The following is a 12,504-nucleotide window of genomic DNA, read 5'->3' on the forward strand; positions in this document are numbered from 1 at the left end:
TATCATGGGATTTTGGTGGCTGGCATTGAAGGATGCGCTCCTGATTGGAAGAGATAAAAAAGCGTTGCTGACACTTATTTTCATGCCGATTTTATTAATTGGTATTCTTGGTGCAGCCTTCGGCAATATGATGGGAAAAGATGATGAAGCTCCCATTAAAAAATTCAAGATTGGAATTGTCAATCTTGATGAAGGTGCTCTTGGCAAGGTATTAGAGGAAGAAGTCTTTATGGAAGGACTGCCAGATCTTATTTCTGCTGAGGAAATGGGCGAAGACGAACTAAAAGATCAATTAAAACAGCAGGCCATCTCCGTGGGTGTCATTCTTCCACGAAATTTTTCGGATTATATTATTTTAGGTGAACAATCAAAAGTTCGAATCATCTCCATTCCATCTGCTTCGATTCAGTCATCGATCGTTGAAAGCGTGGTGCTGCAATTTGCGCAGGGTGCTGCCGTAAATGTGGCAGCGATAAAGGTTGCGGGTCCGCCAGACCCTGGTAAGTCTGTTTCTGCATTTGCCACGTCTGCCATTCCAGCCTTTGACCTTGTCGAAGAGGTAGCAGTGAAGCAGGAACAGAAGCCTGTAGGGTCGTTCCAGTATTATGCAGCAGGAATGGGAGTGATGTTCCTGCTTATGACTGTTATTACGGGTGTAAGCACAATGATTGAAGAAAAGGAACAAGATGTTTTTAATCGTCTGCTAATCACCAAGTTGACCAATACTGATTACCTTTTAGGCAAATTCGTCGGTTTACTGTTCCTGTCCTCAATCCAATTTTTCATCATCATCATCGGAACAAGATACCTGTACGGCGTTGATTGGGGAAATTCAATGTTGGCTGTCATGGTAGTTGGCCTGTCTTTCGTTTTTAGCGTATGCGGTCTTGGAGTCCTTCTGGGCACGCTTGTGAAAACAGAGAAAACGTTCAATGCGGCTGGTATGCTTGGCACGCAGATCATGGCGGCTGTTGGGGGAAGCATGGTCCCGTTATATGTTTTTCCGGAGTGGATGAACTCAGTCGTGAAAATCCTTCCTAATGCCCTTGCACTCCAGACGTTCCTTGATCTGATGACCGGAGCAGACTTGTGGCAAGTATTGGTGGAAGCGGGTATTTTAATCGCCATAGGGATTGGTTCGCTTGTACTTGCGTTTGCATCCCTTTCTGTAAAAAGGAGGGCTTCACATGCTTAAAGTATTCTCCATTGCGGTTTTACATCTGAAAACAATGTTCAAAACACCTTCTGCCATCATTTTGATGTTTGTCATACCAATAATGTTCAGCTTGATTTTTGGCGGAATTGGCTCAGGTGGATCCTCTGAAAATAATAAGCCAGTAGTCATGGTCGTAGAATCAAAAGAAGATTCAGATGGCTCCATCATGAAGCTCTTATCCTCTAACAGCCAGTACAAATGGCAGCGGGCTAGTGAAAAAGCAGCAAGAGATTCGGTCGAAAACCAGAAAGCAATCGCAGCAGTGGTCATGGCTGAATCAATGATAGGAAATTATGAACAGGAAAAACCGCTTTTTCAAATGATTGTCCAAAGAAAAACCCAAGAGTATCTTTCTTTGAACAATTATGTCAAAGGAGTCGGAAGGACAGTTGGACAGTCATTAGAAGTCAACGCGGCACAAGGCAATGAAAAAGCTTTTGATATGATCGGCGAAGTGGCAGCAAAGGAACCGATCGGAGTGAACAGGCAAATAGCCAAAAAAGAACAATCAGAATCAGAATCTGTGGGCATGCTGGCGATTGGCTTTACGATCATGTTCATGATGTTTGGCATTTCAGGAGCTGCATCGGCCATCCTTGATGAAAGAATCGGCGGGACCTGGCAGCGGCTGCTCACTTCTCCTGCTTCCAAAGCCCAGGTGATGGCAGGATATTTAATTTCTTATTTCTTGATGGGAGCTATTCAATTATCCGTCCTGATGGCGGTGATGAACCTGATTTATGGTTCATCATGGGGAAATCTCGTTTATTTCGCTCCTTTTGCGGCACTGGTAATCATAACGATTGTTGGCTTTGGCCTAATGATGGCTGGCATCGTGAAAACAAGACAACAGTCTGGGGCACTAAGTGCGGTGCTGATTGTCAGTACGTGTATGCTTGGCGGAGTCTATTGGCCGATCGAAATCGTACCAGAGTTCATGCAGCAGATTGCTAAAGCAGTGCCTCAGAGCTGGATGATTACAGGATTTCGGGAAATTGTCAGTGGAAGCCTTTATACCCCTGCAATCGTCAACTCTACACTAGTACTGCTCGCTTTCAGTACGATTTTTTTTACTATAGGCTTAAGGAAAATGAAATTTAGTTGAAGATTGCCAGTCCATTTATGGGCTGGTAATTCTTTTTAAGTGGATTCTATCGAAAATTATATTTTGTCGAGTTATAATAGATATTTAGAGTAAGAGTCGAATCAGCGAGCCCTTTCCTTTGCCCGAAAACAGGAAAGAGCCGTGAAACGTTAAAAGAAGAGGTGCTGCACTGCCCTCAAATCAGAAATGTACATGACACGGTAAAAGTGGAAAACCACTATAAATTAACAATAACGCAAAGTGAATTTTGGAGGATAATATGGCTGCATATACCCCTATGATCAAGCAATACCTGCAAGTGAAGGCAGATTACCAGGATGCCTTTTTATTTTTCCGTCTCGGAGATTTTTATGAAATGTTCTTTGAGGATGCGCTGAAGGCATCCCAGGAGCTTGAAATCACACTTACCAGCAGAGAGGGCGGCGGTGAGGAACGGATCCCGATGTGCGGAGTTCCCTACCATTCTGCTCCTAACTATATCGAACAGTTGATAAACAGAGGCTATAAAGTGGCCATCTGTGAACAAACGGAAGACCCGAAGACAGCCAAAGGCGTTGTAAAGCGTGAAGTGGTCCAGTTGATTACACCCGGAACAGTGATGGAAGGGCGAGGGCTTCTGGAAAAAGAGAATAACTTCATTGCCACTGTATCTGTATTTTCTAATAATCAGTACGGTTTTGCCTGCAGTGACCTTTCAACAGGAGAAAGCAGGGCTACATTGATTAAAGGGAGTATTGATGAGCTGGTCAACGAATTATCGATGTCAGGAGCAAAGGAAGTAGTCATTGAAAGCACACTTTCGCCGGAGATCCAGAAAAAGCTCAAGGAACGCTCCATTCTGGCCCTTTCAATAGAGGATAACAGCGAAGTAAATGAGAGTTTTTCAGATTTGTTCGCGGAACTGGATAATGAGGAACTGATCACCACTGCTTCAAGATTGTTTAATTATCTGTACCGAACGCAAAAGCGAAGCCTTGACCATTTGCAAAAAGTTTCGGTTTACCATGTCCAGCAATATATGAAGATTGATTATTTTTCCAAGCGGAATTTAGAGCTGACTGAAACAATCCGCTCCACAGCGAAAAAAGGGACGCTTTTGTGGCTGCTGGATGAGACGATGACAGCAATGGGCGGAAGGATGCTGAAGCAATGGATCAACAGGCCGCTGATTGACAAGTCTGAAATCGGCCGCCGGCAGGAGCTGGTCCAATTATTCGTAGGCCAGTTTTTCGAACGACAGGAATTACGGGAAAAATTAAAGGATGTATATGACCTGGAACGTCTGGCAGGCCGCGTTGCTTTTGGCAATTTGAATCCAAGAGACTTGATGCAGCTGAAGAGATCATTGCTGCAGGTGCCTGTGCTCAAAGATCTACTGGAGAATCTCTCCCATGATGAAGCAGCCAGGATGGCAGAGAGGCTCGATCCTTGTGAGGAAGCTGCCGATTTACTTGAACAGGCAATTGTGGAAAATCCTCCTATCTCTGTAAAAGAGGGCAATATCATTCGTGACGGATATGACCAGCAGCTGGACCAATATCGTGATGCCAGCCGCAATGGGAAGACATGGATTGCGATGCTTGAGCGCGAGGAGCGGGAAAAGACTGGTATCAAATCGCTAAAGGTTGGCTATAACCGGGTGTTTGGCTACTATATTGAAGTGACCAGAGCTAATTTGCATTTGCTGCAGGAAGGACAGTATGAAAGAAAGCAGACTCTTTCCAATGCAGAGCGTTTCATCACTCCTGAGCTGAAGGAAAAGGAAGAACTGATCCTTGCTGCCGAGGAAAAAAGCGTCGAGCTTGAGTACCAGCTATTTACCGGCATCCGCGAGACAATCAAAGAATATATTCCGAGATTGCAGGGCCTTGCAAAGGCGCTCAGTGAACTGGATGTCCTGCTAGGCTTCGCAGAGCTTAGTGAACAAAGACATTATGCCAGACCGGTATTCTCGGCTGACGGTAGAATACACTTGAAGGATGGACGCCATCCCGTGGTCGAAAAGGTGATGGACGCTCAGGAATATGTACCGAATGACTGCTATATGGACAATGAACGCGAAGTCCTGTTGATTACAGGTCCGAATATGTCTGGTAAAAGTACTTATATGCGCCAGGTTGCATTGACCGCCATCATGGCTCAAATTGGCTGTTTCGTTCCTGCTGAAGAGGCTGAGCTGCCAATTTTCGACCAGGTGTTCACCAGAATCGGGGCGGCTGACGATCTTGTTTCAGGTCAAAGTACATTCATGGTTGAAATGCTCGAGGCGAGGAACGCGATTATCAATGCCTCCGGCGACAGCCTGATCCTATTCGATGAGATCGGACGGGGGACCTCGACTTATGATGGTATGGCTCTCGCCCAGGCAATGATTGAATACATCCATGACAAAATTGGCGCGAAAACATTGTTCTCTACCCATTATCATGAATTGACCACCCTGGAAAAGGAATTGCATAAATTGAAAAATGTCCATGTCAGCGCAGTGGAACAAAACGGCAAGGTCGTCTTCCTTCATAAAATCAGGGAAGGCGCTGCGGATAAAAGTTATGGTATCCACGTTGCTCAGCTAGCTGAGTTGCCGCCGGAACTAATTGAACGTGCTGCGGAAATCCTGCAGTTCCTTGAGCAGACGGATAACCAGATTTCCGGTGATATGGACTTTAAGAAGAGCCTGGATACCATTAGGGCATCTGCGGAAGAAGATCTGAGTGTGCTTCAGGCAAGGGAAACAGCAGCTGCGGCACAACTGTCATTTTTCGATGAAGATCCCGGACAACAAAAAACCAATAAGACAAGCAAGAAAGAAAAGCAAGTCCTCGATCAATTGAGTGGACTTGAAATTCTCGATATGACACCATTACAGGCGATGAATACGCTCTATGAATTGCAAAAAAAGCTTCGTAAGTAATGAACAATAAATGATTTTAAAAACCGAACGATCAGGTTACTCCTGATTTCATGATTGCTGGAGGTGAAGAAATGGGAAAGATCATGCAGCTCGATGATGCACTATCGAATAAAATCGCTGCCGGTGAAGTAGTTGAACGTCCCGCTTCCGTTGTAAAAGAGTTGCTCGAGAACGCAATCGACGCCAACAGTACTGTAATTGAAATCGATTTGGAAGAAGCAGGACTTGCGAGGATCCGTATAACAGATAATGGCGATGGCATCGATGAAGAGGATGTTCTTATCGCCTTTCAAAGACATGCTACCAGTAAAATCAAGAATGAAAACGACTTGTTCCGGATCAGGACGCTTGGGTTCAGGGGAGAGGCATTGCCAAGTATCGCCTCTGTTTCAAGGCTTGAAATGAAGACATCGACCGGATTGGAAGGCAATAAAGTGTTGATTGAAGGCGGCAAAGTACAATCGATAGAGAAAGCAGACAGCCGAAAAGGAACGGATATCAGTATCTCTGACCTGTTTTTCAACACACCTGCACGCCTTAAATATATGAAGACCATCCATACTGAGCTCGGCAATATCACAGATGTCGTGAATCGCCTGGCACTCGCGAATCCGAATATTTCATTCAGGCTTGTCCATAATGGACGCCAGCTATTGAAGACGACCGGGAATGGAGACGTCCGGCAGGTACTCGCTGCTATTTATGGCATCAATATGGTCAAATCCATGATCCCCATTTCCGGGGAATCATTGGATTATAAGATAAGCGGCTATATTTCGATGCCTGAGATTACCAGGGCTTCAAGAAACTATATATCGACGATGATCAATGGACGTTTTATCAAGAACTATGCGCTGGTGAAGGCAATCCAGGAAGGGTATCATACCCTGCTCCCGATTGGCCGCTATCCGGTTGTCCTGCTGAACATCGAAATGGACCCGCTGCTCATTGACGTGAACGTCCATCCTTCAAAAATGGAAGTACGATTGAGCAAGGAACAGGAACTTAATCATCTAGTGTCCAGTGTCATCAAGGATGCATTCAAGACGAAAGAGCTGATTCCAGCAGGGTTTGTTGCACAGAAAAAGGAAAAGCCCCAATCGGAACAAACCTTTATGGAACTTGACCACATGGACCATCCTGCTAACCGGCCGGCTAATGGGCAAACTCCTGTGGCCAGCAAACCTTTCGTCGAGGAAAAAGCAGCCGAACTGAGCGAGCGCTACCAAGCAGCAGGACAGCAGGAATTTCCTAAAACCGAGCTGCCAAACTGGCAAAAAGCCTTCGCAGCCCAGGAGCCGTTCATGGACACGAAGTTTAATTCCCAGGAAGAACATCAAGATGTTCAAATCACAAACGTGGTTGAAAATGAGGACTCTATGGAAGAGGAAGAATCTCCATTACAGGTATCTGCACCCCGGGTTCCTCCTTTATATCCAATCGGACAGATGCACGGAACTTATATACTTGCCCAGAATGACCGCGGCTTATATATCATTGACCAGCATGCTGCCCAGGAACGGATCAAATATGAATATTTCAGGGACAAAGTTGGCCAGGTGGCGACTGAGCTGCAGGAAATGCTTGTGCCAATCACCCTTGAATATTCTGCCGATGAATGCATCAAGATCAGCGAATATCAGCATGAGCTTGAGAAGGTCGGTGTATTCCTGGAGCCATTTGGCTACAACAGTTTCATCGTCCGCTCGCACCCTCAGTGGCTTCCTCGCGGCGAGGAAAAAGAGCTGATTGAAGACATGATTGAACAGCTTTTGCTGATGAAAAAGGTGGATATTAAAAAGCTGAGGGAAGAAGCAGCGATCATGATGAGCTGCAAAGCATCGATCAAAGCGAATCATCACTTGCGGATGGACGAAATTCAGGCTTTGCTGGATGAACTCCGCCGCTCGTCTGATCCATTCACATGCCCGCATGGCAGACCCATCATCGTCCATTATTCAACCTATGAAATGGAGAAAATGTTCAAAAGAGTGATGTAAGATGTGAAACAGTGTTTCCTAAAAGGAGACACTGTTTTTTACATCTCAGGGATAGAAGATTTTTCACCTTTAGGATAAAAATGCTTTAAGAAACGCATGTAATAGTGTAAATTTACACTAATAGAAATATATTTCGAAATTATCATCCAACCCAGTTGATTTTTATATGATAAAAGAAAGGGGGAGATTCATTGGTGGTGTTTTCGTTATTAATTACAATCATGCCGATCGTGGTACTGGTTTTTATTGTAGCTTTTGCAGTGAAAAATAAGGAGCAGGGGGGAGAAAAAGTGGTTAGACATTTATACACTTATCTAGTTTTATTTGCCACATTAATGATGGTCATAGGCGGAGGGGTGTCAATTTTCATGGCAGCAGCAGATCTTGCTAGCCCGACAGGCTATTATCAAAGTTTTACAGAATATAAGCAAATGACGATAGCTGGTAAAATAGAAGGTTCGAAAACGGAAATAAGCGAAGAAGAAATGCGGAGTAATTATGAAGTTTATGTAAAAGAGGAACAAAAGCGGGAAAAAAACAGGGCAGTCAATCAAATTATCAAGAGTCTTGGTTTTATTGTCATTCCGCTTCCGGTTTTCCTTTATTTCAACAGGCTTAGGAAGCAGCAATCAGAGTGAACTTCCAGAAGGCACTGCATTTGGTGCCTTTTTTATTTTGTTAGAGGAATAAACCGCATTATAACGAATTTAGAAATCGAAAGTAGAAAGGTGGCGATCATATGTTAAAACGGCCAGATCTAGAAGAGTTTCCAGTATATATGAGGAGTTATGTTCAATTGATTCCAGAAGGAGACATAATCCAGATCCTCAACGGACAACTTGCATCAACGCACAAATTATTTTCCGTGGTTACAGAAGAGCAAGCTGATTACAGGTATGCGGAAGGAAAATGGACTTTATCAGAAGTATTGGGACATTTAACTGATACTGAAAGGATCATGAGCTACAGAATCCTACGTATTGCCCGTGGAGACAAGAGTCCATTGATGGGATTCGACGAAAATGAATATGTACAAGAAGCATCTTTTTACGAAAGAGCGATAGCTGAACTTCTGGAAGACTATCAAAATGTTAGAAGATCAACGATCAGTTTGTTAAAAGGGCTGCCGCAAAAATCTTTACTGAATAAGGGCAATGCCAATGGATTTGAGGTATCGGTGGAAACAATCGCTTATATGATTGCAGGGCATGAACTCCATCATCTAAAAATCATTCAACAAAAGTATTTAAGATATTAAATCATCCAAGTTTATAGAGATACTATGGCTTCAAAAAGAAATCCTGGAGTTGCAAAGTTTTGAGCAGGACGTACAAAGAGACATATAGACTATATGAAAAAAGATTTCCGGTATGCTGAGGATCAAAGAAAAAAATTAATTGCGGGTCAATACAAATAACTCCCTTTTATAGATTGAATATAAAAAGATCGCTAACTAAATAGCGATCTTTTTCTCTGAAAGCTGAAATTTATCTTACAGCGGGCTGAAGTTTATGGATATACTGCAAGGCCTTGCCTGTGCCGATTGCTACAGATTCCAACGGGTTTGGAGCGATATGGACTGGTACCACCATTTCGCTTCCGAGCCAATCCTGCATACCGTTAAGCAGGGCACCGCCGCCAGATAAGATCACGCCGCGGTCAACAATATCTCCGCTCAATTCAGCAGGGCAATCTTCCAAAGTCGCGCGGATCGCTTCCATGATATGAAGAAGAGATTCCTTGATAGCGTCTCTGATTTCATATGAATTAAGAGTAACAGTCTTTGGAAGTCCTGTTACGAGATCACGTCCGCGAATGTCCATTTCCAATTTTTCATGGTCTACAAGCGCGTAACCAATTTCCATCTTGATTTTCTCAGCTGTTCTTTCCCCAATCAGCACGTTGTATTCCTTGCGAACATATTGAATGATATCCTCGTCCAGTCTGTCACCGGCGATCCGGATGGAGTGGCAGGCTACGACGCCTCCATAAGAGATAATCGCTACTTCAGTCGTACCTCCGCCAATATCAACGACAACATTTGCCACTGGTTCATCAACAGGAAGTCCAGCCCCAATCGCTGCGGCTACCGGCTCCTCAATCAAATGGACCTTTTTTGCGCCAGCATTTCTGACAGCATCCTGAATGGCACGACGCTCAACGCTTGTTGAACCAGAAGGTGTGCAGACGACTACATCAGGCTTGCGAAGTGAAAATCCGCCTTTTTTGGCGGCTTTCTTCATTATTTGCTTCAGCATTTCGGTCGTCACGTCAAAATCCGCAATCACACCGTCTTTCAATGGACGGATGGCAACGATTTTGCCAGGTGTCTTCCCGATCATTTCCTTCGCTTCCTTGCCGACCGCAAGGACATTTTTCGTTTCAGTATCAATCGCCACAACTGAAGGCTCGTTCAAGGCGACTCCTTTATTTTTACTATATACTAGAGTATTTGCAGTACCTAAATCAATTCCGATTTCTGTAGTTGATAACATGTTTGTTCACCCAGTTCCCTAAAAATTATTAAACCATCATAAACTTCTATTAAACTATCATGGTTTTGGGGGTGAAAGGGCTTTTGTTACCGAATCGTTATCTAAATGTAAAGGTTAAGGAAAATTTTATCAAGAAATGATATATGGGAATAATACTTGTAAAATAGGGGTATAATGCATAGATGTTCAACTGCTTTCTACTTAATGGTAAAATAAATGTAAGATGTCGGAGTTTAACGACCTGACACCCTCAATGAAAAGGCAGTGTGAAATTTTTTGGAAGAAAAACAGAAACTGATTGTATTAATTGGGCCAACTGCTGTTGGCAAAACAAAGTTAAGTATCGAACTAGCGAAAAAGTACAATGGTGAAATCATCAGTGGGGACTCCATGCAGATTTATAAAGGGATGGATATCGGCACTGCTAAAATCAGTCCGGAAGAGATGGAAGGAATCCGCCATCATTTAATTGACGTCAAAGACCCGGATGAAAGTTTCTCAACTGCGGAGTTTCAGGACATGGTCCGCGAGAAAATACATGAAATCAGCGGACGCGGGAAGATGCCGATGATTGTTGGCGGTACCGGTTTATATATTCAATCCGCTATTTATGATTACCATTTCACCGAGACACCTTCCGACCCGGATTTTCGCCACAGGTTAGAAAAAGAAGCCGAAGAAAAAGGCCCTGAAGCTCTACATGGAAAGCTGGAAATTGTGGACCCGGAAAGCGCATCCAGAGTTCATCCCAATAATATCCGCCGTGTGATCAGGGCGCTCGAAATCAACCACTGTACCGGAAAAACTGCGGGTGAGCTGCAGGCCAACCAGTCACCGGAATTGATGTATAATAATGCGATCATTGGCCTGACAATGGAGAGAGAATTGCTTTACAACCGGATTAACCGCCGTGTCGACCTTATGATGGAGCAAGGGCTTCTAGATGAGGTCAAGTATTTTTATGACAAAGGTTTGAAAGAATGCCAATCGATCCAGGCGATTGGCTACAAAGAGCTTTACGAATACTTTGACGGGAAGGTTACCCTGAGTGAAGCGATTGAAAATTTAAAACAAAATTCCCGCCGCTATGCAAAAAGGCAGCTAACCTGGTTTCGAAACAAGATGAATGTGGAATGGTTTGATATGTCAGAGTCTAATGACGCTGAAAAAAAATTCGCTGAAATTTCCAAGTTCATTGAAGGAAAGCTCAAGATAAAAGCGAATACATAATAATAGAGATAAAAGAGGAGGATCCCGCCCATGAAACAAGTGAACATTCAGGACCAGTATTTAAACCAGCTACGCAAGGACAACATCAATGTGACCGTATTTTTATTGAACGGATTTCAGCTGAGAGGTCAAATAAAAGGATTTGACAACTTTACTGTCTTATTCGAGTCAGAAGGGAAACAGCAGCTTGTGTATAAGCATGCCATTTCAACCTTTGCGCCGCAAAAAAATGTCCAGATTGATTTCGAAGCTCAGGCTTAATTCCATAATGAACGAAGAAAACCCGCTGATTGCGGGTTTTTTTGTGCGGGCTTAGCGAGTGAGTCAATAAGAAGATTAAATGTTTATTTTAAAATGAATTCCATCGTCCTTGAATACATATAAATATAGAAGTTTTATTTCTTGGGAAACCGCATAATACGACAAATTTAAAAGTCCTGCTGGAATTTTGTCGCCGACACTTTCCCAAAAAATCAATAACTATGAATATATAATGTAAGAATGATAGGTGAATATCACATATACAGCGTTGATGCGTATATTGTTTCCAGAATGAGAGGTGATATCTTTGGACCAACCGCAACGCAAGAAAAACAACGGTCAAATCAGCATTGTATTGAACGCTCAGAAAAGGAAGGCGTTGACAAAAGAATTGCCTGAGCCGCAGCTGGTTCCAAAGTCCATCCCGCAGGAGCATACAGCTTTAAAGGAAATAGAGGAAGAGCTCGGCGCCCTGGTTGGCATGGAAGAAATGAAAAGGATGATCAAAGAAATCTATGCTTGGATCTATGTGAACAAAAAGCGGGAAGAGATGGGACTAAAAGCCGGAAAACAGGCTCTCCATATGATGTTCAAGGGAAATCCTGGAACCGGCAAGACGACGGTGGCCAGGATAATCGGTAAGCTTTTCCTCAAGATGAATGTCCTTTCAAAAGGGCACTTGATCGAGGCGGAGAGAGCGGACCTTGTTGGGGAATACATTGGACACACGGCGCAAAAAACGCGGGATCTGATAAAGAAAGCGATGGGTGGAATCCTGTTCATTGACGAGGCCTATTCACTAGGCCGTGGAGGAGAGAAAGACTTCGGCAAGGAAGCGATTGATACATTGGTAAAGCATATGGAGGATAAGCAGCATGAATTCATCTTAATCCTGGCAGGCTATTCACGGGAAATGGATTTTTTCCTGACCCTGAATCCCGGCCTTCATTCAAGATTTCCGCTAGTTATAGACTTTCCCGACTACTCCATCGACCAGCTGATGGAGATCGGCCAGCGAATGCTGAAGGAAAGAGAATATAGCTTGAGCCATGAGGCCGAACGGAAACTGAGGGAACATCTGATAACAGTGAAATCAACCCTTGGAGCTGCAGCTTTCTCGAATGGACGATATGTCAGGAACGTCATCGAAAAATCCATCAGGGCCCAGGCGATGCGTTTACTTATGCAAAATCAATATGACCGCCATGAACTGATGACCTTAAGGAGCAATGATCTCGTTTTTTCTGATGATCAGAAGGGGAAATAATGTCAGCAGTCTTGTTGAC

Annotated in this window: 10 protein-coding genes; 9 read left to right on the forward strand and 1 reads right to left on the reverse strand. The window is 43.8% G+C overall.

All coding sequences use genetic code 11. The features are described from left to right. Positions 1 to 4 precede the first annotated feature (4 nt). The 6 genes from J7E38_RS21005 to J7E38_RS21030 all read left to right on the forward strand — a co-directional run bounded on the left by J7E38_RS21005 (position 5) and on the right by J7E38_RS21030 (position 8,490). Positions 5 to 1,195 carry an ABC transporter permease gene (locus tag J7E38_RS21005; RefSeq protein ID WP_214704214.1) on the forward strand — a complete coding sequence of 397 codons (1,191 nt, stop codon included), beginning with the start codon at positions 5 to 7 and terminating at the stop codon, positions 1,193 to 1,195. Next, positions 1,188 to 2,321, forward strand: a complete 1,134-nt coding sequence (locus J7E38_RS21010) for an ABC transporter permease (RefSeq protein ID WP_214704215.1) — start codon at positions 1,188 to 1,190, stop codon at positions 2,319 to 2,321. Before J7E38_RS21005 ends, J7E38_RS21010 begins: the two co-directional genes overlap by 8 nt. A 259-nt stretch (positions 2,322 to 2,580) precedes the next feature. Next, positions 2,581 to 5,232, forward strand: a complete 2,652-nt coding sequence (mutS, locus tag J7E38_RS21015) for a DNA mismatch repair protein MutS (RefSeq protein ID WP_214704216.1) — start codon at positions 2,581 to 2,583, stop codon at positions 5,230 to 5,232. Between the two features lie 71 nt (positions 5,233 to 5,303). Continuing rightward, positions 5,304 to 7,232: a DNA mismatch repair endonuclease MutL gene (gene mutL, locus J7E38_RS21020; protein WP_214704218.1), complete on the forward strand. Its 1,929-nt coding sequence runs from the start codon at positions 5,304 to 5,306 to the stop codon at positions 7,230 to 7,232. Between the two features lie 194 nt (positions 7,233 to 7,426). After that, on the forward strand, positions 7,427 to 7,870 hold the full coding sequence (locus J7E38_RS21025) for a hypothetical protein (protein WP_353049963.1): 444 nt from the start codon (positions 7,427 to 7,429) through the stop codon (positions 7,868 to 7,870). Positions 7,871 to 7,971: 101 nt separating this feature from the next. After that, positions 7,972 to 8,490, forward strand: coding sequence for a DinB family protein (locus J7E38_RS21030; protein ID WP_214704223.1), 519 nt, complete (start codon positions 7,972 to 7,974; stop codon positions 8,488 to 8,490). Positions 8,491 to 8,719: 229 nt separating this feature from the next. Here the strand turns inward: J7E38_RS21030 and mreBH are convergent, their stop codons facing one another. Next, positions 8,720 to 9,727, reverse strand: coding sequence for a rod-share determining protein MreBH (gene mreBH / locus J7E38_RS21035; protein ID WP_214704225.1), 1,008 nt, complete (start codon positions 9,725 to 9,727; stop codon positions 8,720 to 8,722). Between the two features lie 276 nt (positions 9,728 to 10,003). On the opposite strand from mreBH, the gene miaA reads away from it, so the two are divergent. The 3 genes from miaA (at position 10,004) to spoVK (ending at position 12,485) form a co-directional block, all read left to right on the forward strand. Next, positions 10,004 to 10,957, forward strand: coding sequence for a tRNA (adenosine(37)-N6)-dimethylallyltransferase MiaA (miaA, locus tag J7E38_RS21040; RefSeq protein ID WP_214704227.1), 954 nt, complete (start codon positions 10,004 to 10,006; stop codon positions 10,955 to 10,957). 30 nt (positions 10,958 to 10,987) lie between these two features. Then, a complete protein-coding gene (gene hfq, locus J7E38_RS21045; protein ID WP_044391830.1) occupies positions 10,988 to 11,218 on the forward strand; it encodes an RNA chaperone Hfq in 231 nt (76 codons plus the stop codon). 307 nt (positions 11,219 to 11,525) lie between these two features. After that, a complete protein-coding gene (gene spoVK, locus J7E38_RS21050) occupies positions 11,526 to 12,485 on the forward strand; it encodes a stage V sporulation protein K (RefSeq protein ID WP_214704229.1) in 960 nt (319 codons plus the stop codon). Positions 12,486 to 12,504: the final 19 nt, after the last annotated feature.

The organism is Bacillus sp. ISL-35 (assembly GCF_018613355.1).
Taxonomy (GTDB): Bacteria; Bacillota; Bacilli; order Bacillales; family Cytobacillaceae; genus Mesobacillus.